Annotated in this window: 14 protein-coding genes; 5 read left to right on the top strand and 9 right to left on the bottom strand. The window is 72.0% G+C overall.

Annotated elements, in window-relative coordinates; genetic code table 11:
* Positions 1–6 precede the first annotated feature (6 nt).
* Positions 7–951, bottom strand: a complete 945-nt coding sequence (locus WMF45_RS22925; protein ID WP_437718976.1) for a LysR family transcriptional regulator — start codon at positions 949–951, stop codon at positions 7–9.
* A gap of 167 nt (positions 952–1,118) precedes the next feature.
* Here WMF45_RS22925 and WMF45_RS22920 point away from each other — a divergent pair, with 167 nt between their 5' ends.
* The gene (locus WMF45_RS22920) at positions 1,119–1,973 is read left to right on the top strand and encodes an SDR family oxidoreductase (protein ID WP_437718975.1); all 855 of its coding nucleotides are present in this window, start codon (positions 1,119–1,121) and stop codon (positions 1,971–1,973) included.
* A 64-nt stretch (positions 1,974–2,037) separates the two neighbouring features.
* On the opposite strand, the gene WMF45_RS22915 is transcribed toward WMF45_RS22920, so the two are convergent.
* Together WMF45_RS22915 and WMF45_RS22910 are read right to left on the bottom strand one after the other, a co-directional pair.
* The gene (locus WMF45_RS22915; protein ID WP_437718974.1) at positions 2,038–2,982 is read right to left on the bottom strand and encodes a bifunctional methylenetetrahydrofolate dehydrogenase/methenyltetrahydrofolate cyclohydrolase; all 945 of its coding nucleotides are present in this window, start codon (positions 2,980–2,982) and stop codon (positions 2,038–2,040) included.
* A gap of 126 nt (positions 2,983–3,108) precedes the next feature.
* Positions 3,109–3,906 (bottom strand): hypothetical protein, encoded by a 798-nt coding sequence (locus tag WMF45_RS22910; protein ID WP_437718973.1) that lies wholly within the window; start codon positions 3,904–3,906, stop codon positions 3,109–3,111.
* Between the two features lie 452 nt (positions 3,907–4,358).
* Here WMF45_RS22910 and WMF45_RS22905 point away from each other — a divergent pair, with 452 nt between their 5' ends.
* Complete coding sequence (locus tag WMF45_RS22905; RefSeq protein ID WP_437718972.1) at positions 4,359–9,296, top strand: MG2 domain-containing protein; 4,938 nt, start codon at positions 4,359–4,361, stop codon at positions 9,294–9,296.
* Between the two features lie 66 nt (positions 9,297–9,362).
* Here the strand turns inward: WMF45_RS22905 and WMF45_RS22900 are convergent, their stop codons facing one another.
* On the bottom strand, positions 9,363–10,934 hold the full coding sequence (locus WMF45_RS22900) for an endo alpha-1,4 polygalactosaminidase (protein ID WP_437718971.1): 1,572 nt from the start codon (positions 10,932–10,934) through the stop codon (positions 9,363–9,365).
* A 275-nt stretch (positions 10,935–11,209) separates the two neighbouring features.
* Between WMF45_RS22900 and WMF45_RS22895 the strand changes: the two genes are divergently transcribed.
* Positions 11,210–12,679, top strand: coding sequence for a sigma 54-interacting transcriptional regulator (locus WMF45_RS22895; RefSeq protein WP_437718970.1), 1,470 nt, complete (start codon positions 11,210–11,212; stop codon positions 12,677–12,679).
* A gap of 22 nt (positions 12,680–12,701) precedes the next feature.
* Here the strand turns inward: WMF45_RS22895 and WMF45_RS22890 are convergent, their stop codons facing one another.
* The gene (locus WMF45_RS22890; RefSeq protein ID WP_437718969.1) at positions 12,702–14,306 is read right to left on the bottom strand and encodes a hypothetical protein; all 1,605 of its coding nucleotides are present in this window, start codon (positions 14,304–14,306) and stop codon (positions 12,702–12,704) included.
* Between the two features lie 295 nt (positions 14,307–14,601).
* On the opposite strand from WMF45_RS22890, the gene WMF45_RS22885 reads away from it, so the two are divergent.
* The gene (locus WMF45_RS22885) at positions 14,602–15,117 is read left to right on the top strand and encodes a hypothetical protein (protein ID WP_437718968.1); all 516 of its coding nucleotides are present in this window, start codon (positions 14,602–14,604) and stop codon (positions 15,115–15,117) included.
* A gap of 139 nt (positions 15,118–15,256) precedes the next feature.
* Here the strand turns inward: WMF45_RS22885 and WMF45_RS22880 are convergent, their stop codons facing one another.
* From WMF45_RS22880 to WMF45_RS22865, 4 genes are all read right to left on the bottom strand, one after another.
* Positions 15,257–16,117 carry a formylglycine-generating enzyme family protein gene (locus WMF45_RS22880; protein ID WP_437718967.1) on the bottom strand — a complete coding sequence of 287 codons (861 nt, stop codon included), beginning with the start codon at positions 16,115–16,117 and terminating at the stop codon, positions 15,257–15,259.
* Positions 16,117–16,995 (bottom strand): hypothetical protein, encoded by an 879-nt coding sequence (locus WMF45_RS22875; protein ID WP_437718966.1) that lies wholly within the window; start codon positions 16,993–16,995, stop codon positions 16,117–16,119. Before WMF45_RS22875 ends, WMF45_RS22880 begins: the two co-directional genes overlap by 1 nt.
* A 4-nt stretch (positions 16,996–16,999) precedes the next feature.
* Positions 17,000–18,793, bottom strand: coding sequence for a serine/threonine-protein kinase (locus WMF45_RS22870; protein WP_437718965.1), 1,794 nt, complete (start codon positions 18,791–18,793; stop codon positions 17,000–17,002).
* A 120-nt stretch (positions 18,794–18,913) separates the two neighbouring features.
* Positions 18,914–19,309: a VOC family protein gene (locus WMF45_RS22865; RefSeq protein ID WP_437718964.1), complete on the bottom strand. Its 396-nt coding sequence runs from the start codon at positions 19,307–19,309 to the stop codon at positions 18,914–18,916.
* A 370-nt stretch (positions 19,310–19,679) separates the two neighbouring features.
* Here WMF45_RS22865 and WMF45_RS22860 point away from each other — a divergent pair, with 370 nt between their 5' ends.
* Positions 19,680–20,213, top strand: a complete 534-nt coding sequence (locus tag WMF45_RS22860) for a hypothetical protein (protein WP_437718963.1) — start codon at positions 19,680–19,682, stop codon at positions 20,211–20,213.
* The last annotated feature ends 350 nt before the right edge of the window (positions 20,214–20,563 follow it).

Genomic DNA, 20,563 nt, shown 5'->3' with positions numbered 1-20,563 from the left:
GCCTCCTCATGCGCTGCTCCGAGCAGCGCCCGCTCCGTCCTCCTGCCGGTTGCGCAGCGCAGGGCTCATGCGCTCTCGCACGAGGTCGAGGAACACCTTGACCTTCGGAGACAGGTGCCGCGTGCCTGGATAAACGGCGTGGAGCGGCACGTCGGCCGGGCTCCACCCGTCGAGCACGCGCGAGAGGCGCCCCTCGCGCACGTCCAGCTCGCAGCGCATGGCGGGCAGCATCCCGATGCCCACGCCCGCGAGCACGATCCGGTGGAGCACCTCGAGGTTGTTCGCCGTCGCCCGCGGCGTCACGCGCACCTCCGCGCGCCGCGCGCCGCGGTGGAGCACCCACCGCGCGCCGGGCGGCTCCCCCGCGCGCGCCCCCGCGGACACGAGGACGTCGTGGGCCGCGAGGTCCTCCGGCGCGCGCGGGGCGCCGCGGCGCGCGATGTACCCGGGGGCCGCCACGAGGCAGCGCGGGAGCGCCCCGAGGCGGCGCGCGACGAGCGAGGTGTCGCTGGGCGCGCCGATCCGCAGCGCCGCGTCGAACCCCTCCGCGACGAGGTCGACGATGCGATCCGTACAGACCACCTCCACGCTCGCCTCGGGGTGATCGCGCAGGTACTCCGCGACCACGCCGCCGATCCACCCGAAGTGCAGCGGCGCCGTGATCCGCAGGAGCCCGCGCGGCCCGTCCTGCATCTGCGTCACGGCCCGGCCCGCGTCGTCGACGTCGGCCACGATGCGCGCGCAGCGCTCGTAGTACACGGCGCCGACGTCCGTGAGGCTGAGCTTGCGCGTGGTCCGCCGGAGCAGCTGCGCGCCGAGCCGCGCCTCGAGCTCGGACACCTTCCGGCTCACCGTCGACTTCGGCATCCCGAGCTCGCGCGCAGCCCGCGTGAAGCTGCCCGCCTGGACGACCCTGGTGAAGACCGCGATCTCGTTGAGGTCAGGCAACATCGAATTGTTCCAGCTATCGAACTGTTCTTCCTGCAGGTCAACACTAATCAAGGCCGTGGAACAGTCGTAGGTTCTCTCCCGGACGGGCGGCTCGGCGCGATGGAAACGCGGCGGCTCACGCGCGGCGAACGGGTTGATCCGAGGAGTCCACCTGGAAGGAGACACGCATGTACTTGGTCACGGGTGCTACAGGGAACGTCGGGAAGGAAGTCGTCGAACAGCTCCTCTCCGCCGGAGAGAAGGTCCGAGTCTTCACGCGCGATGAGCGCAAGGTGGCCCACTGGGGAGCCAGGGTCGAGAAGGCCGTGGGAGACCTCGGCCGACAGGACACGATCGCGCCGGCGCTCGAGGGCGTGACGGCGGCGTTCCTGCTGCCGGTCGCGGATGCCGGTGGCGTCGATCACGTTCGAGGCTTCCTCGCCGCAGCGCAGGCGAGCGGCGCGCCCCGCATCGTCCTCCTGTCGAGCCTCAGCGCCGGCGCGCCGACGGTGCAGCTAGCCCACCGACATGCCGAGCGGGAACACCTCGTCAAGGCGTCGGGGCTCCGCTGGACGTTCGTCCGCCCAGGCACGTTCATGTCGAACACCTTCCAGTGGGCCCGGTCCATACGCGCCGAGCGCACGGTCTACAACCCGCACGGGGACGGCAAGACCGCGCCCGTCGCGCCGCGCGACATCGCCGCGGTCGCCGCGCGCGCGATGCTCACCGGAGAGCTCCTGGGACAGGCGCTGGAAGTGACGGGCCCCGAGCTCCTCAGTACGCCGGATCAGGTGGAGATCCTCGCGCGCGTCCTCGGCACGCCGCTGCGGCGCGTGGACGTCTCGGTCGACGCCGCCAGGCGGAAGATGATCGAGGCCGGGACCCCCCCGTCGCTCGCCGCGGCCGTCGGCGAGCTCATCGAGCGCATCCGCGCGGGCAACGGCGCCGTGCAGACCGACACCGTCGAACGCGTGACGGGGCGGACACCGACGACCTTCGAGGCCTGGGCGCGCGAGCACGCGCGGGCGTGGACCGGAGGCTGACGCTGGCGAGGGCGGCGATGTCGGCCCCGAGCGCCCGAGCGCGTCCATGCCCCGCGCGCGGGGTTCACCCGTCCGGGTGGGTGTTCTTGTAGAGCCGCAGGCTGTTCCGGATCGCCATCGTCACCGTCATGGGGCCGACGCGGGGCACGAACACGCTCGCCTTGCTGTGGATATCGTCGCTGAAGTTCTTGAAGGTGGAGAAGTTGATGCAGAGGGCGCCCTCGCGGATCTCGGCGCCCTGCACGACCGGGAAGCTCCGCGAGGGCACGCCGGTCACCACGATGTCGGCCTGCCGCAGCGCGGTCGCCCGGTCCACCGTCGTCTCGCGCACCTCGTGCGAGTCGCCCGAGGAGCTGGGCACGAAGAGCAACGGACCATCGATGTCGAACGAGGTCACGTGGGCTCCGTCGTGCGCCATCATGCTCGCGAGCGGCCTCCCGACGACCTCGCTCCTGTTGAAGATGCACACGCGCCGGCCCTCGAGCGGCCGCTCCCCCTCGCCGAAGAAGCCGGCCGCCTCGACCAGCTTGAGGATGGCCAGCGGCGTACACGGCAGGATCGCCTTCCTGGTCTTCGCCTCGTCCAGGAAGCGCTGGTTCTGGTACAGGCAACGTGCCCAGAACGTGTGGAGCCCCTCGATGTCCTTCGCGGGATCGACGCTGTCCCGCAGGTACACGTCCTGCTCCGTGCCGAAGATCGGGTAATACACCATCATCCCGTGCACCCGCGCGTCCTCGTTCGCCGCGCGGATGGCGTCCTCGGCGTCGAGCCGCGTCGCGTGGCGGATCTCGAAGCGGATCCCCACGTCCTCGCACGCCTTGCGCGTGTACTCCGCGTACGTGTACGACGGCCCGTGATCCGCCGCGAGCACACCGACCAGGACCAGCGGCTCGGGCAGCGCCGCGAGCTCCGCCCGGATCTCGCTGCGGAACGTCTCCGCCACCGCGGTCGGATCGAGGACGCTGGCCGTGCGCGTGCCCGGGCTCGGCGGAATGTGGTGAGGGTCCATCCTGGGGCGGAGACGAGCACGCGTGAGCATCGGTGTCAAGTTTCCGGCGGGGCGATTATCTCAACTCCACCTCTCGCTCTCGGAGACTCCCGCTCTCCGGAGAGCCGCCGTGCCTGGCTCACGAGCTCATCGCGAGGAGGACCGCCGCTCCGGGCCGGCGTCCGCCACGGGCGCCGCCACGCGGTTGCTCTCGGCCTCGGCGGGGCTGCCGGCGCCGGGCACGCGGAGGAGCATCCCGCCCTTGCCGCGCAGCTCATCGACGAAATTCGCTCCGAACACCTCTTCGGGCGTGTCGCCGTCGCGTCCGCCCATGCCCGAGAGCCCCTCGAGGCTCGCGACGTTTCCGTCCCGGCGTCTGGGCGCCGGACGGGAGCGCAAGATATCGTCCCGGGTCACCTTCAGCGCCACCACGTCCTCGCGCATCACGTCGATCCAGGATGCGGGGAAGTCGGCCTCGGCGCCCGCGGGGCCGCGCACGCGGATCCGCGAGATGTCGTTGCCAGGATCGTTCGCGCCGATGCCAACGAGCTGCGCCTCGGCCTCGTCGGCGGTCATCACCCGCGTGTCGGGGCCGAGCTCGACCGTATCGTCCGTGACCCCGAGCGCCTCCTCCAGCTCCTGCCTCCGCTCGGGCGGCTGCGGCACGAGCGAGGTATCGACGCGCCCCGGCGGCAGCGCCGTCGTCCGCCCCTCGTAGTACCGAGGCAGCGCCAGGAGCTCGTCCCGGCCGGGCCGCAAGCGGAGGTGCCCGTCCGCCGTGCCCTGCACGAGATCCATCGAGATCAGCAGCTCCTCGCTGGCCAGCGGAGAACGGAGCACCACGTGGGTCAGCACCCCCCGCTCCCGGTCGACAAGGACGCGGTCGAGCACGCCCGCATCGACGCCGCCGTCGGCCATCACGGGCATCTCGAAGTCGATCTGCATGATCCCCTCCTCGGCGGCGAAACGCCTTGCGCTCGCGCGGGTACCTGAGACGGTCGGATCCCGATGTCCAGGGGAGCGCGGCGCGGACCCTCGTGACCGGTCGACCCCATCCCATGGGCCGGGCACGCCGCGCGGCCTCGCCATCGCGGGGTACGCCGCGCGGCCTCGCCATCGCGGGGGGTCGGCGGTCCTCGGCGCGTCGAGCCATCGAGTTGCCGAGTCATCGAGTCACGGAGGCGTCGCCATTCCCCCATGGGGAACGGACACCCGCACGCGGTGGAGGCGCGGGTGGGCTAGAACCTTGGCACAAGGTGGCGCACCTCCCGCGCACCGTTCGCGTCTATTCCCGCGGATTTGCTGCTCGATGGCGGTGGTTCGTCTTGGTACGGCGGATGCAACCTACGCGCCGGCCGCTGGGGATGTGCCAGCGCCGCTCGGGAGGATTTGGACTTATGCGTGTACGCTTCGATGCTCTCCGCCGACGCTGGAGCTCTCCCCACCTGCTCGCCGCGCTGGCGCTGGCGAGCGCGTTCGCGGCGGGGTGCTCCTCCGATGAGGCCCCGCCAACGTCGCTTGGTCGCCCGGATCAACCGCGGAACGGCACGCTCGAGGTCGACGAAGCGAGGCTGCTGGGCGTGATCGACGGGAGCGATCTGCGCCTCCAGATCCCGGTGCGCAACCTGACCGCCGGCGCGACGAGCGGCCACCTGCGCGTCACGCTCGTCGATCTCGACGCGGACAGGGAACAAGGCACGACCGAGGTCGACCTGGAGATCGCGGGCGGGACGGCGACCACCGCGGAGGCGCGCCTCCCGGCGCCGGCCGTGAGCGCGCAGCCGGGCCTCGCGCGGTACCTCGTCCGCGTCGACGACGGGTCGGACGAGGGGCTGCTCGTCACGCGGAGCCTCCTGCGCGTCATCCCGCCCTACGACGTGCAGCTCGAGGGGCCGGCGCGCGTGGTGCGCGGGCGCACCGCGAGCTACCGCGTGCGCGCGACCGACGCTTTCTCCCATCAGCCGGTGCCCAACGTGGGCGTCGAGCTCGCGGTGGGCGAGGGGGCGCGGCCGCTCCGCGGGACGACCGACGCGCTCGGCGCCGCGGTGTTCGAGGTGGAGCCCGGCGCGCTCGGCGCGCACCCCGTCTCCGCGCAGGCGCTCGGCTTCGGCGTGAACGCGGCCCTCACAGCGAACATCACCGTCGAGGGCCCGGGCCCGAAGCTGCTCCTCACCACCGACAAGCCGCTCTACAAGCCCGGCCAGACGATCCACCTGCGCGCGCTCGCGCTCGAGCGGGGGAACAACGCGCCGCTCGTCCGCGAGGCGATCACGTTCGAGGTGGAGGACGGCAAGGGCAACAAGATCTTCAAGAAGCCCATCGTGACCGACGCCTACGGCGTCGCCGCGACGACGTTCCGGATTGGCTCCATCGTCAACACCGGCGAGTTCAAGGTGCGCCTCGTGAGCGGGGAGACCACGACGGAGAAGGTCGTGACCGTGGGGCAGTACGCGCTGCCCAAGTTCGAGGTCGCCGTGAGGACCGACAGGCCGTGGTACACAGCGGGTGACACGCTGACCGGCACCATCGACGCGCGCTATTTCTTCGGCAAGAACGTCGCCGGCGGCAGCGTGACCATCGAGGCGGCGTCGCTGGACGTCGGTCAGACGACGTTCCAGCGCATCGTGGGCGAGCTCGACGCCGAAGGCCATTACGGGTTCAGCCTGACGCTCCCGCCGAGCCTCGCGGGCCTGCCGCTGGAGCAGGGCGACGCGGCCGTGACGCTGACCGTCACCGTCGCGGACACGGCGGGGCAGGAGGTCACGAAGGCGATCCCGGTCAAGGTCGCCGCCGACGCGGCCTCGATCGTGCTCGTGCCCGAGGCGCGCGAGCTCGTCCCGGGGATCCCCAACACCCTCCTTCTCTTCGTCACCGACCCGCTCGGGGCGCCGCTCCCCGACACGGAGGCGGTCATCACCGCGCCGGACCGCACGCAGCTCACCGCGCGCACCGACGCCTTCGGCCAGGCCGTTGTGAGCTTCACCCCGCCGGTCGCCACGGCGGACGGCGCGTTCGAGGTGCGGGCGACGGTGGGGGCGCGGGCGGTCACGCGGAAGTTCTCGTTCGGCACGCAGACGGGCGGTGAGCACCTGCTCGTGCGCACCGACCGGGCCGTCTACGAGACCGGCGAGACGGTCGAGGTCACCATCGAGTCGAGCGAGGAGGCCGGCAGCGTCTATGTCGACTGGCTGAACGACGGTCAGGCCGTGGACATGCGCTCTCTCGAGCTCGAGGGCGGGCGCGCCCATTTCAGCATGCCCGTCGACGCCGGCCTGCTCGGCAGCAACCGTGTCGAGGCGTACCTTGTCGACGACGATGGCAATCTGGTCCGCTCCGGCCGCACCGTGTTCGCGCGGGGCGACTCCGCGCTCAGCGTCCAGGTCGAGGCCGACAAGCCCCTGTATGCGCCGGGGGAGACGGCGACGCTGCGGCTGTCGGTCAAGGACGACGCGGGGAACCCGAAGGTCGCCGCGCTCGGCGTCCAGGTGGTCGATCAGGCCGTCTTCGCGCTTGTCGACGCCCAGCCCGGGCTGCTCCGCACCTACTTCGAGCTGGAGGACGAGTTCGCGAAGCCGAGCTACGAGATCCACGGCCCCGCGGCGAACCTCCAGGACCTGCTGTTCAACGCGACCGCGAGCGAGGACCCCGAGCAGGCCGAGGCCGCGCAGGTGAAGACCCAGGCCTCGCTCGCCGCGCTCGCGGGCACGTCGCTCACCGGCCTCCAGGCGCGCACGTGGCCCGCCGTGCTGGCGAAGGTGCCGGAGGAGCTCGCTCGGTTCAACGAGCGCCAGAAGGGCGTGATGAAGCCCTGGCTCGCGGAGGCCACCGCGGCCGCCGCGCAGGAGCTGAAGGCGCTCGGCTGCGACAGCACCCAGTTCAGCTGCAACGGGCAGGGCATCTACGTCGAGCTGCTCGGGAGCCGGGTCGCCGAGCGCCTGCGCGCCTTCGACGTGTGGGGCAACGCGTACCGGGTGGCCTCCAGCTGGAGCGGGTTCACGCTGCAATCGTCGGGGCCCGACGAGGTGGAGCAGAGCCAGGACGACGCGACGTTCGCGTTCACGTTCGGCGATCTCGGGGTCCCGGTGCCCCCGCAAGAGTGGAATGAAGGGGGCATCCCCGGCGACGCGGACGGCGGCTGGGCCAACGGCGCCGCGACCGGAGGAACCGGGGCGGGCGGCGGCTCGGCCGGGAATCCCACCGAGGAGCCCGGCGGCGACAACGGGGGCGGGCCGCGCGTCCGGCGCGAGTTCCCGGAGACCCTCTACGTCAACCCGAGCGTGATCACGAGCCCCGACGGCACGGCCACCCTGAGCATCCCGCTCGCGGACAGCATCACCGAGTGGCGGCTCTCGGCGCTGGCGAACTCCACGGACGGCAAGCTCGGCGGCATCCAGAGCGGCTTCAAGGTGTTCCAGGACTTCTTCGTCGACGTGAGCTTCCCGGCGACGCTCACGCGCGGCGATGAGGTCGAGTTCCCGATCGCCGTCTACAACTACCTGGAGACGCCGCAGACGGTCGATCTCACCCTCGAGCCGGGGAGCTGGTACACCCCGCTCGACGCGACGTCGACGACGGTGTCCCTCGCGGCGGGCGAGGTGCGCGGCGTCCGGTTCCCGGTGAAGGTGAACACGGTGGGCGTCAACTCGCTCACGGTCACCGCGCGAGGCAGCGCGGGCGCCGACGCCGTGGCCCGCACCGTGCGCGTGGTCCCGGACGGGAAGCCCTTCGCGGAGAGCGCGTCTGGCATGCTCGCGGCGGGCAGCGCCGATCACGCGCTGTCGTTCCCCGCCGGCGCGGTCCCCGGCTCGAACCAGCTCTATCTCGAGATCTACCCCGCGTTCCTGTCGCAGGTCGTGAGCGGCATGGACAGCATGCTCCAGGTCCCGAATGGCTGCTTCGAGCAGACCACCTCGACGACCTGGCCCAACGTGCTCGTCACGCAGTACATGAAGCAGACAGGCCAGATCACCCCGGAGATCCAGATGAAGGCCGAGTCGCTGATCTCGGCCGGGTACCAGCGATTGCTCACGTTCGAGCACTCGGGCGGCGGCTTCTCGTGGTTCGGCGAGCAGGACGGGCATCCGTACCTGTCGGTCACCGCGTTCGGCGTCATGGAGTTCGCCGACATGATCAAGGTCCACACCGTGGACGAGGCGATGCTCGCCCGGACCGTCAACTGGCTCGCTGGCCAGCAGAAGGCGGACGGCACGTGGGAAGGCGACCAGACCGAGTTCTTCAGCTTCCACACGGGCACGCTGCGCAACAGCGCCTTCGTGCTCTGGGCGCTCGCGAGCGCGGGGTACACGGGGCCCGAGATCGGGACGGGGCTCGCCTACCTGGGCCGCTCGCTGAAGCCGGCGACCGACGACCTGTACACGCTGGCGATCGCGGCCAACGCGCTCGCCGTGGCCGACCCCTCCGGCGCGCTGACCGACAGCGTGCTCGACGCGCTGGACCAGCGCAAGACCGCGGAAGGAGACGCATTTTACTGGGATGACGGCGGCACGCAGACCTCGTTCTACGAGTCCGGGAACGACGCCAGGGTCACGACCACCGCGCTCGCGGCCCACGCGCTGCTCTCCGCGGGCGCCCACCGGCCGAGCGCCGACGGCGGCGTGAAGTTCCTGACCCAGTCGAAGGACCCGAACGGCAACTTCGGCTCCACCCAGGCGACGATCTGGAGCCTGCGCACCCTGCTCCTCGCCGCGAGCAAGGGGACGGAGGGCGCGACGGGGACGGTGACCGTCGCGGTCGACGGCGCGGCGGCGGGCACGGTCTCCCTGCGCGAGGACCAGGCCGACGTCATGACGACGGTCGACCTCACGCACCTCGCGACCGCGGGCGCGCACGACGTCTCGATCGCGTTCTCGGGGGAGGGGAAGCTCAGCTACAACCTGGTGAGCCGCCACAACCTGCCGTGGAGCGCGGTCCCGAGCGACGCGGGAGGCCCGCTCGCGGTCAGCGTGACGTACGACAAGACTCAGCTGTACGTGGACGACATCGTGACGGCGTCGCTGAGCGTCCAGAACAAGACGGACTCGGTGCAGAACATGGCCCTCGTGACCGTGGGGCTGCCGCCCGGCTTCCAGCTCCTGACCGAGGATCTCCAGGAGTACATCGCGGCGGGCCAGCTCTCGAAGTTCGAGATCACGGGCAAGCAGCTGATCCTCTACGTGAAGGAGATCCCCGCCGAGCGCGCGGCCACCTTCGTTTACCGGCTGCAAGCGACCATGCCTGTCAGGGCGGAGGACGGCGGCGCCGAGGTGCACCCGTACTACCAGCCGGAGCAGCAGAGCTTCTCCGGAGCGCAGACCTTCGAGGTGGCGGGGGAGTGAGGGGCTGAGCCGGCGAGGGGCGCTGATCGCGGGGGCGCGGCCGGCGCCCCTGCGCCGGCGCGTGGATCAGGGGCAGGCGACGCGCCAGGCGTCGAGGTCGAGCTTCTTGATCAAGGTCGAGAGCCCGAGCGGCTTCGTGGCGGCGCAGACGGCGTTTGCCTTCGAGGCGTCGACGTACTCCGCGTGGAACACCGCCTTGCCGGCGCGGATGAACGGGGTGAGCATCTCGCACTCGCCGTACTCGTGGCACTCCTCGTTCAGGGCCCAGTCGAAGCTCCCCACCAGGTCCTTCACCTGATCGAGATCGTTCTTCAGCCCGATGGACAGCCCGCGCGCGTGCGCCTCGGCGGCGAGGAAGCGGTTGTAATCGAGCTGCGTCGCCGCCGTCAGCGGGAAGCCGGGGCTGTTGGTGTAGCCGTCGACGTTGTCGGGCTCCACGCCGTCGCAGTGCCTCTGCACCGCCAGGTCCAGCCGGGCCTTCATGACGTCACGCACGCCGGCGTTGCGGGTGTCGAGCCACCGCTCCCCCGGCCAGCCGTCGAGCGGGTTGCCGAGCGCCGCGGCGGGGAACTTCGACGCGTCGTCGCGCCAGTCCTCGCTGCTCCCCGCGCTGAAGTAGCAGATCACCTTCTTCCCGGCCGCGCGCAGCGTGTCGATCTTCGCCTGCGGGGCGTCGAAGAGATCGATGTCGTACATGGCGACATCGAGGCTCGTGTCGATGGTGCCCGTGAGCTGCCATTGCCACGTCGTCCCCGGCGCGGGGACCCAGATGCCGCCAGTGGAGCCACCGGTGCCGGTGGAGCCGCCGGCGCCGCCCGAGCCGCCGGCGCCACCGCTGCCGCCGGCGCCGCCGCTGCCACCCGCACCGCCGGCGCCGCCCGAGCCGCCGGCGCCACCGCTGCCACCCGCACCGCCGGCACCGCCGCTGCCGCCGGCGCCACCGCTGCCGCCGGCACCGCCCGAGCCGCCGGAGCCACCGCTGCCGCCGGAGCCGCCGCTGCCGCCGGAGCCTCCACTCGTTGTGCCTGTGAGGACGAGCTTGTCGAGCATCGAGCTGTCGGCGGAGCTGCTCGTCGCGTACCGGATCTTGAGGGTACCGCCCGCCACGAAGCGCCCGAGCGACCCCGGAAGGCCAAGGCTCGCGTTCGTCCAGGACCAGTCGCGCGCAAACGCGTTGTCGCCGACCGCGACCCAGGCGCGGGCGGCCGCGTCCCACGCCTCGAAGGTCCAGCGCATCTCCGATTTCGCCGGGCCGCGGTAATTCACGCTCAGCGCGAGGGACGCGAGCTGCGCCGCCGAGGTGCCCGAGGGGAGCGTGTACTCGCACGTCGCGCTCGTGTTGGGCGCGAACTCGACGTACTTGCTCCACACGTCCTGCTGGCCCGTGAGTTCCCCCGTCGCGAGCGCGGCGGCCGTCTGCCCGGCGCCGATGCTGCCCCGGCTCACCGTCAGCTTGGAGCAGGTCATCGTGAGGGCGCCGGTGACAGCATCGCCGCTCGCCGCCGAGGCGATCTCCGCGTCGGAACTCGCATCTGCGCCGCACCCTGCGGCGGCGAGCGTCGCGGCCAGGCTCACGAGGGCATGGCGCAGGGCGCCGCCGATCGCGAGAGAGGACGCCGGTCGGATGGGATAAGTCATGCTCGTCTCCTGTCGTGTTGGTCGTTCGTGAAGCCAGGTGCACGTCGGCGCGATGCGTCTCCAGACGCTCCGGTCCCCGCGATGGCTCCGGGCGATGGCGGTTCCCGCACGTTCCCGCAGCCTCTCCGCGCGCCGTAGAGGGGCTGGTCCGTGCGCGCGGCAGAGGCACTGCAAGGCGGGGACCAGCGCGCGCTCCGCGTCTTCCGCGCGGTGGCGCGCGCTGCCGTTGCCGCGGGTTGCGCAAGCGTCGTACACTTGCGCAACCTTCGAACGGCATGGCGGAGCGAGACCCTCGACGACAGGCAGCTTCTCCGCCGAGCGCGGAGCCGGCGCGTACCGCGGCCGAGGTCGCGACCGAGCTCGACGCCGCGGAGAGCGCGCCCAGCGAGCGGACGCCGCAGGGTCAGGCCTCCCTGATCGTCCGCGCCGGTGACGGCGCGGCGCGGGTGATCGATCTCACCGACGGCGATGTGGTCGCGGTCGGCCGCGCGCCGGAGTCCACGGTCTGCCTCGACGACGCCCGCGTCTCGCGCAACCACGCGCGCGTCGCGCGGCGGGGCCAGACCCTCGCGCTCGTCGACCTCGGGAGCCGCAATGGCACGTCGGTGAACGGCGCCGTCGTGCGCGGGGCGGAGCGGGCCCTCGCCGGCGGCGACGTGATCCGCATCGGCCCGGCCGAGATCGTCGTCGCGATCGCGGCGCCGGCGCCCGTCGAAGCGGCGCCGCCGGAGGCGCTGGAGGGCCCGTCCTCCGGCGCCGGCGCCGGGTTCGTCGTCGCGGACGAGGCCATGGTGAAGGTCTTCCAGGTGGTGCAGCGCCTCGCGCGCGCGCAGACCACGGTGCTCGTGCTTGGCGAGACGGGCTCGGGGAAAGAGGTCGTCTCCGAGCAGCTCCACCGCGCCAGCCCGCGCGCCGGGGGCCCGTTCGTGAGGCTCAGCTGCGCGGCGCTGCCCGAGGCGCTGCTCGAGAGCGAGCTCTTCGGGCACGAGAAGGCCGCCTTCACCGGGGCGGATCGCCGCAAGATCGGCTACTTCGAGGCGGCGCAGGGCGGCACGCTGCTGCTCGACGAGATCGGCGAGATGCCCCTCGCCATGCAGGCCAAGCTGTTGCGCGTGCTCGAGAGCCGGCGCGTGGCCCGGATCGGCGGCACGCAGGAGATCGAGCTCGACGTGCGGGTCGTGTGCGCGACGCACCGGGACCTCCAGGCCGAGGTGGCGGCCGGGAGGTTCCGGCAGGATCTCTACTATCGCATCAGCACGTTCGTGCTCCGCGTCCCGCCGCTGCGCGAGCGGCGCGCCGAGATCGCGCTGCTCGCGCACCGCTTCGCGCAGCAGGTCGCCGGGCGCATGGGGGAGCGGGCGCCGCGCGTCGCGCCCGCGGCGATGCAGGCGCTCGAGGCCCACGCGTGGCCCGGCAACCTGCGCGAGCTGCGCAACGCGGTGGAGCACGCCGTCGTGCTGGCCGAGGGCGGCGTCATCGAGCTCGAGCACCTTCCGGCCTCGGTGGTGGAGGGCGCCGAGGGCGTTGCGCCCCCCGCGAGCACGGGCGCGCCCCCGGCGAGCACGGGGGCGCCGCCGTCCGCCGACGGCGGGACGATGCCGGCGCGCCTCGCCGAGCTGGAGAAGCGGAGCATCGAGGACGCGCTCGCCGCCGAGGGGAACAACCAGACGCGCGCGGCGAAGCGACTCGGCATCTCGCGGCGCGCGCTGCTCTACAAGCTGGACAAGTACGACATCAGGCGATGAGCCTCGGGGAGCGCGCGTTCGTCTAGAATCCCTTCTTCCGGAGGACGAACTGTCCGCCGTCCGTCGGCGGAGCGTAGCTCTTTCCCGAAAAATCGAAGGCCGTCTCCCACGCCCCGCTGACCCAAACGCCGCCTTTCGTATCGACGGCGACGTGCGTCAGACCGTTCGGGTTACCGGTCGCGAACTCGACACTCTCGCCCTTCGCTCCGTCTGCAGCGAAGCGCGTGAGGCGCCCTCCTTTTGCATCTTCTTCCGTGCCGAGCCAGCCGAAGCGACCGGCCACGTAGCTTTGGCCATCGCCGCCGAGGGCCAGCGCGTTGCCGTAATAGTCTGGTCCGCCGAGCCGGCTCGCCCAATGCACTGTCTCACCGTCCTCGAAATCATAGAGGATCGACTCCGATCTCTCCTCGTCGAAGGTGTCCGTATGATCGAGGAATGTCGATGTCGACGTTTGTGAGGCGAGGAGGAGGAGGCGTCCAGAGGCGGTCGACTTCAGGTCTTTCACATAGTCGAAGCTCGCCCCGCCAAAGCGGAGCGCGCGCAGAGGATCGCCGCTCTCCGGGTCGAGCCAGGCGAGCCAGCCGTTGTAGACAGCTGGATCGTCCTGCCCTCCAGCCTTTTTGAGCTCTGTCTCTCCGATCGTGAGTGTTCCAGTGAACGCGCCGCCGGCGAGGATCTCACCGTCACGGTTGAACGTGAGGGCAATCGTGTATCCCTGGCTGATGTCGTGCTCGAACGTCGTGCTCCAGATCGCTTCGAGGGTCGACCCGGAGAATTTCATGATCTGAGGTTTTTGCACGGATGCGTCGTCGTTGTACACGCCGAGGCCAACGACGACGTCGCCGTCCGCGTCAACCGCGATCGCGCTCAGAGGAGAGCTGCCTTCGAGAGTGACGCCGGCCGCAAGGGCGATCGAAAAATCGGGGTTCACCTTGACCAGATAAAACCCGTCCTCGATGGCCGTGAGAGTGAGCTCGCCGAAGGTCATGTCCATGTAGAGCTGGCCGACGAGGAAGATCGATCCTTCCGCGTCGATCGCCATCAACTCTGGCTCAGCGGCTCCGGGCAGCGCGAGCGCGTGGAGGACTTCTCCGGTCGCCGAGTACTCTGCAAGAAAGGGTTCGTCGATCGACTCGGGGAGGAGCTCGGCGGGAGCTCGAGCTCCGACCGTGATGACCGAGCCATCTGGGGTCGCTGCGAGCGGTTGACCGAGGCCAAAGGCGTTGCGCCGCGGGAAGCTCAGAAGGAATTCCTCACCGATCCCATCGGGGTCGGGCTGCGCTCCGCCGCTCCCGTTCGCGCCGCCGCTCGCCGCGCCACCCGCGCCAGCTCCGCCATTCGCTCCACCCGACGCCGTTCCACCGGCGCCCGCGCCCCCGGCTGACGCATCTCCGCCGGACGCGCTCTCCGCGCTCGCCGCCGGTTCGACCGTCGTCCCGCACGCGAGGAGAACGAAGGGCAACGCGAGAGCGATGAAGCGGCGTACTTGCGCCATCGGGATCTGACCAAGGCCGCCTTTGGCACACTCTGACACGCGTCCAAGGTCGCGATCTCCTCGGCCGAGGCCGAGGGCCAGAGCGATTTCAGAGTTTTTCCGGAGACTTCGAAGAGGTGAGGAGTGGGGCATCGTCCCCCGTCGGAGCACACTTCGTGCCGCTTTGATTCCTCGCCCTCGAGTGGCGAATGGGAGTCTTCCTGCAGGGGAAATTTCTTGGTCGCCTCCGGGGTTCCTCCCATACGTCAGGGAAGATGTCGCCGAGGGAGCACGCGCAGCGAGCTCTCGCAAGCTTCCCAGCTCGCCTCCAGCAGGTGGATATCGCTCTCCCTTGCGTCCCTTGCGTCCCTTGCGTCCCTTGCGCTCTTGCGGTGTCCTCTCCATGGATCACGTCGTTGATGGCGGGGGATCGCATCGGAGGACGAGCATGGAGAGCTTTTCGCGGTGGACGATGGGGGTGTCTGGGCTCGGGCTGGTCGTGGCCTTGACGGGAGTCGCCGGCTGTCTCGGCACGGCGGATGGGGAGGACGCAGCGCTGGCCGAGCCGAGCACGGCGGGGGCGCAAGCGCTGACCGGGTGGCAGTGCGCGGCGTGCGTCAGCGGTGAGTACACGCACTCCGTGTCGCTGAGCCAGGGCAGCGCGCTCGGCTGCGCGAACGGCGAGGCCTACCGCTGCGAGCTCATCCCGTGGGCCACGCGGGCGTCCTTCGCCCATTGGGGCGCCTCCGTCGCCTGTCCGCCCGGCTGGTACGTGAGCGGCTCGCAGAGCGGGCCGAGCTACTGCGCCGGGATCTACGATCGGATCTCGTGCGGTGCGGTGCCGTACCCGAGCGGCGCTTACGCGACGTGCGACCCGATCTGCTACCCTGGCTTCACCGAGACGGCGGTGAATGCCGGCGTGCCGAGCTGCGATTACCAGGACAAGCGCACCTGCGTGAAGTGAGCGGCGGCGCCACCTCCCGTCGCGAAGCCTGCTGCCTGCCAACAGCGCTTCGCAGGAGCGCCTCCGGGGCGCCTCGGGATGCAACCACCGCGCGCGAGCGATCTCGGCAGAGCCCGCGGCCGCCGGCGCCGTCGCGGCGCTAGCCGCTGCAGCAGCGGAACCCGATCGTGTGATCGGTGTCGGCGCGCTCGCGCTCGTCGCGCGCGTCGCACCGGAGCTCTTCGAGCGTTCCCTCGCTGTCGAACGCCCCGCCCCGGGTCCTGCAGAGATCGCCGGAGCCGACGTCGTCGGAGCACGCGTCTTCCCACTCGCGGACGTTTCCGCTCATGTGCTGCAGGCCGAGATAGCCGCCCTCGCACGCCAGGCTTGTGTCGTCGCCGACCGGCACCGTCTCGGTGCTGTCACCGTTGCAGTGGAGAGCGTCGAACTCGCCGGTGGAGTGAACGAGCGCGCCGTGCTTGCTGCACGCGTCGAACCACTCGCCCTGCGCCATGTCACCGCGGAACGGCAGCGGGCCGCCGTGGCGCTCGCCGCAGAGGCGCTTGCCCTGGCTCGTGCAGAAGGCGCGCGCGTCGCACCAGTCGACGCAGGTGGCGGGGTGCTCGTCCTCCTTGCGGCGCGTCGTGCACACGAGGGGCGCGTCGGGCCCGGTGTCGTCGAAATCGAACGTGCTGTTGAACGAGCAGAACGGCGCCTGCGCCGCGACGTCCGGCTGCGTGGCGAGGAAGGCGCGGTAGGCGGCGTTCGACACCTCGGTCCGATCGATGCAGAACGAGCTCTCGATCGTCACCATGCCGGCGGGGCACTGGCAGACGCCCTCGGTGCACGCGGCCGTCGTGCAGTCGGCGCTGGCGTCGCAGGGCTGGCCGTACAGGCACGACGCGTTGCCGGCCCCGGGCTCGCAGGTGAGGCCGTGCAGCGGGCGCAGGAGCGAGCACGCCGAGAGCAGCGCCGCCGCGAGGGCCGCGGCGCCGCCGCAGGCGCGGGCCGATGCGCGCATCAGAAGGCCCCCGCGACGCCCGCGGCGTTGCCGGCGATGAACGGCCAGAGCGCCGTCGCGCCGGCCTTCGGGGGCTGCGCCGCGGTCGGCCGGGTCATGTAGAGCCACGCAGCGGCGCCCAGCGCGACGACGCCCACGCCGAGGCCGATGTCAGCGACCGCGTGCTGGATCCGGATGGCGCGCACCTCGTCCTCCGCGCAGCGCGGGGCGCACGTGGCGCGCAGGTCGGCCTCGGCGCTCAGCGAGAGGGCGCCGGCGACGGCGAACACCGCGAGCCCGGCGACGCCGACCGCGCCGGAGGCCCACACGAGGCCCGGGACCGAGGGCTCCGCAGGAGGCGCGGCGCGCGGGGCGAGCGGACGAGGCGAGGCTGGCGCGCCGGCCGAGGATGCGCCGAGGGTCACGGTGAGCGGGCGGTTCTTCTCGCCCTCGCGGATCAGCACGCGCTCCTCGACCGCGGGGCCCGTCGCGGGCTCGAAGCGGAAGGTGTGCGGACCCGGGTCGACAGGCAGCGCCTTGCCGTCGAGCGCCGCGGCGAGGGGGCGCCCGTCCACGAGCACGCGCACGTCGAGGCGCTCTCGCCCGTGCGCGTCCCTCGCGGCGACGACCACGGAGGGCAGGCTCTGCTCGACCTCGGCGAGCCACGGCCCGCAGTCGGCCACGGCGGCCGCCGGGCACGTCGGCTGCGAGCAGACGACAAGCGCGGCGCGCGCCTCGATCAGCCGGCCGTCGCGGCGGAGGCCCTGCGCGCGCTCGTAGGCGTCCGCGCACGCCTGCTTGGGCGGCGCGGCGTCGGCGCGGGCGCCGGTGAGCGAGAGCGCCGCGGCGGCGGCGAGCGAGAGCGCGAGCCGGGCGCGGGCGGGACACGGAGGCTTCATCGGTTCACAGGCACTCAGGCTTGAGCCGGCGTATGCCGGCCTTGTCCACGGTATAGGGCGGGGAGCAGCGCTGGGCGTCGGCGCGGGTCGCGCGTGTCGCGGGGGCCGGCGCGCGCGCGCCGGCTGCAGGGCGCGCCGGGCGCTGTGCGGGCGCTGGCGCGGCGGCGCTCGCCGGGTCGGCCGCGGCGGTGCTTGCCGGGTCGGCCGTGGCGGCGCTCGCCGGGTCGGCCGCGACGGTGCCCGCCGGGTCGGCCGCGGCGGCGTTCGCCGGGTCGGCCGTGGCGGCGCTCGCCAGGTCAGCCGCAGCGGCGCTCGCCGGGTCGGCCGCGGCGGTACTCGATGGGCTCGCTGCGACGGCGCTCGCCGCGCTCGCCGTCGAGGCGCCGGCCGGCTGCGCCGCGGGCGCTTGGACCGCGCGCGCGGCGTCCTCCGGGCCGGGAGGGGCGCGGCGCCACGACTGCGCCGCGAGCGCGGCCGCGCCGCCGAGGAGCAGCGCGCCGAGCAGCGCGAGCAGCGGGCGCGCGCGCTTCCTCGCCGTGGGGGGCGGACCATCACGCCGCGCGCCGTCGGTCGCAGGCAGCCCCAGCGAGATCCCGCTGGACGTCACCGATCCGGGCGGGGGCTCGGCCGCCGGCGTCCCCTGATCGAGGGCCCTCGACGGGATCGAGGGCACGGTCTCCGCCAGCCCCCGCGCCGGGCCGCCCGGCGGCGTGGGCTCGCCTTCGTCTCCTGCCCCGTCGCCGGGCGCGCCCGACCCACCCCGCGCGGCCGCGCCCGAGCTGGCCGTCGCCGGGCCGCCCGGGATCCCCGCCGACGCGCTCTCGATGGCGGCGACGCGCGCCGCCCGCCGCGCGAGCGCGTCGCCGGCGAGCGCCTCCACCCACTCGCCCACGGCGCGCGGCGACGCGAGCGGGACGGCGTCCTCGATGGCGACCGCGAGCTCGCGGGCGGTCGGGTAGCGGCCCTCCGGGTTCCGCTCGAGGGCACGGAGGACGATGGCGTCGAGCGCAGGCGGCACGTGCGCCGCGTGCGAGCTCGGGGGCAGGATCGGCTCCTCGAGCACGGCCCGGATGAGATCGCCCTCGTCCCCTCCGTCGAAGAGCCGGCGGCCTGCGAGCGCCTCCCAGAGGACCGCGCCCGCCGCGAACACGTCGGTCCGCCGGGTCACGTCGGCGCAGAGGAGCTGCTCTGGCGCCATGTACGCGAGCTTGCCCTTGATCTGCCCGCCGCGGGTGGTGCTGAGCCGACCGCGCGCCTTGGCGATGCCGAAGTCGAGCAGCCGCGCCGTCCCGTCGACGCCGACGAGCACGTTCTCGGGCGAGACGTCCCGGTGCACGATGCCGAGCGGCTCGCCCGACTCGCTGCGCGCCTCGTGGGCCGTGTGCAGGCCGTGAAGCGCGCCGCACGCGATGCTCGCGACGATGGGGACCGGCGCCGGCGCGCCGCCCGCGCGCGCCGCCCGGAGCAGCCGCGCCAGCGACTCGCCCCGCACGTACTCCATGACCAGGAACGCCTCGTCCTCGGCGACGAGGAGGTCGACCATGGCGACGACGTTGGGGTGCTGGATGCGCGCGACGATGCGGGCCTCGTCGCGCAGGCTCTCGGCGATCTCGGGCGCCTCGGCGAGCGCGGGGTGCAGCCGCTTGATGGCCACGGTGCGCGAGAATCCCGCGTCGCCGACGAGCCGGCCGAGGTGCACGGACGCCATCCCGCCGGACGCGATCGGGCTGTACAGCAGATACCGCCCGATGGGCCTGGGCTGCGACGGCTCCGGCGACATGCCGGTGGGATGATACACGAGCGCGCCCGGCGCCGCCCCTGGGAGACGCCGGCGCCGGGCGAAGGAGATGGAGCGACGGGCTCGTGCCGATTGACGTCGTTCGTCTTCGTCTTCCTCTTCGTCTCTGTGGGCGGGCCGTCAGCTCTGCAGAGGCGTGCTCGGCTCGACGAAGCAGAGGCGGTAGCCGTCGGGGTCGGTGACGACGATCTCCCGTGTGTGCCACGGCTGGTCCCGCGGCCCGTCGACGGCGGCGCCGGCCGCCGCGGCGCGCGCGGCGATGGTCTCGATGCCGCGGTCGCCGGCGGCGCTGAAGCAGACGATGACGCCGAGGCCGTGCTGCCCGGCGAGCGAGACCCCCGGCGGCGTCGCGACGAGGAAGAGATCGGCATAGCGCGCCCAGCGCAGGTGGACGAACACCGGATCCTGGTGGACGCGGGTGAAGCCGATGAGCTCGTAAAACGAGGCGGAGCGCTCCGCGTCGGTGACGAGGAGCTTGACGTAGGCGGGCATCACGTAGGGATCGTCGCTGGGCATGGTCGCTGGGCGCGAAGGTGCGCTGCGCCGGGCCGGAAGGCAAGGCGCGAGCGCCGGACGGGGCAGCGGCCGCCCGCGAGCCCGGCGGTCCGCTGGACCGCGCGAGAGATCGAGAGAGCGCAACGGGTTCTGGGATGGACAGTCAATTCTCTCCGCTGCTCGCGCGCATGTTCGCTGACAAGACGCTCTCTCTCGAGGCGGTGCGCTCTTACCGCGGAACCGTGTGCGCACGGGCGAATGCCCGGAACGGAGCGACTCATGTCCTTTGGATGCACTCGCCGAGTTTCTATTTGACGCCCAGACCACACTCGGAAGAATGGCGAGTGCATCCGCACCGCGTGTCGCCGCCGTTCGGCGAGGAGCCTGCACCATGTCGATGCGCTTCCACGGCAAGCTCGGCCTCTTCTGCGCTTGTGCCCTCATCGTCGCTCCCGCGCCGGCGCTGGCGCTCGAGTTCAGCGGCGGCGTGAGCGTCGGCGGGATCCAGGTCGGGACCGAGCCCGAGCTCGCCGTGAGCCCCTTCGTCGGGTGGCTGTGGCGCAGAGCGAGCGACTTCCGGATCGAGGTCCACAACGTGCTCAGCATCGTCCCAGGGGCAGGCATCGGGGTCTACGATCGGACGGCGATCACGCTCGGGTACGCCACGAAGACGGGCTATGTCAGCCTCGGTCCCTCGCTGTCGGTCTACCTGATGCGGGTGTGCGGCGCCGTGATCTGCGACCGCGTGATGGGGGTCGCTCCAGGCGCCCGCGCCCAGTCCGATTGGTACTTCGCCGGGCGTCTGGGGGCGTCCACGAGCGTCAACCTGGACTGGGCTGGCGGGAACAGTCGCGTCCTTCCCGGCGGCATGGTCCTGATGGTCACGGCTGGGCCTATCTGGAGGTTCGGGGGAGAGTCCAAATGAAAATGAGCAGGCGGATCGTTCTTCTGGTGCTCGGTCTCACGGGGTGTAACTTCGACATGGGAGAGTGCTACGTCCGGGGCGATGGAACGGAGGGGGCCGGCGGGAGCATCATCACCCCTACGGGCGGGGTCGGCGGCTTCGGGTATGTACCTCTCCAGCCGCAGAACCATACCGGCTATGACGAGGATCCGTGCAGCGGCGGCTCACAGCTCGCCGAGTGCACGGTCACATGGAAGGCTGGCTCGACTCAGTGCAAGAACTGGGGGGAAGCCGGTGCCTGCACCTCGCTCTACCAGGGCCATCATGTGAGCCTGGACGAAGCCAAGGAGCGATGTGAGTACGCCAACGGG

The organism is Sorangium sp. So ce448 (assembly GCF_051520915.1).
GTDB lineage: Bacteria > Myxococcota_A > Polyangia > Polyangiales > Polyangiaceae > Sorangium > Sorangium cellulosum_B.
Note: the sequence above shows the minus strand (reverse complement) of the source record. Positions and strands in the feature narration are given on the sequence as shown.

Excerpts from the sequence above, each read along its gene's own strand:
- WMF45_RS22890 (WP_437718969.1), bottom strand. The coding sequence starts at position 14,306 with ATGCCCCACTCCTCACCTCTTCGAAGTCTCCGGAAAAACTCTGAAATC.
- WMF45_RS22920 (WP_437718975.1), top strand. The coding sequence starts at position 1,119 with ATGTACTTGGTCACGGGTGCTACAGGGAACGTCGGGAAGGAAGTCGTC.
- WMF45_RS22885 (WP_437718968.1), top strand. The coding sequence starts at position 14,602 with ATGGAGAGCTTTTCGCGGTGGACGATGGGGGTGTCTGGGCTCGGGCTG.
- WMF45_RS22865 (WP_437718964.1), bottom strand. The coding sequence starts at position 19,309 with ATGCCCAGCGACGATCCCTACGTGATGCCCGCCTACGTCAAGCTCCTC.
- WMF45_RS22875 (WP_437718966.1), bottom strand. The coding sequence starts at position 16,995 with ATGAAGCCTCCGTGTCCCGCCCGCGCCCGGCTCGCGCTCTCGCTCGCC.
- WMF45_RS22925 (WP_437718976.1), bottom strand. The coding sequence starts at position 951 with ATGTTGCCTGACCTCAACGAGATCGCGGTCTTCACCAGGGTCGTCCAG.
- WMF45_RS22860 (WP_437718963.1), top strand. The coding sequence starts at position 19,680 with ATGTCGATGCGCTTCCACGGCAAGCTCGGCCTCTTCTGCGCTTGTGCC.
- WMF45_RS22905 (WP_437718972.1), top strand. The coding sequence starts at position 4,359 with ATGCGTGTACGCTTCGATGCTCTCCGCCGACGCTGGAGCTCTCCCCAC.
- WMF45_RS22900 (WP_437718971.1), bottom strand. The coding sequence starts at position 10,934 with ATGACTTATCCCATCCGACCGGCGTCCTCTCTCGCGATCGGCGGCGCC.
- WMF45_RS22895 (WP_437718970.1), top strand. The coding sequence starts at position 11,210 with ATGGCGGAGCGAGACCCTCGACGACAGGCAGCTTCTCCGCCGAGCGCG.
- WMF45_RS22910 (WP_437718973.1), bottom strand. The coding sequence starts at position 3,906 with ATGCAGATCGACTTCGAGATGCCCGTGATGGCCGACGGCGGCGTCGAT.
- WMF45_RS22915 (WP_437718974.1), bottom strand. The coding sequence starts at position 2,982 with ATGGACCCTCACCACATTCCGCCGAGCCCGGGCACGCGCACGGCCAGC.
- WMF45_RS22880 (WP_437718967.1), bottom strand. The coding sequence starts at position 16,117 with ATGCGCGCATCGGCCCGCGCCTGCGGCGGCGCCGCGGCCCTCGCGGCG.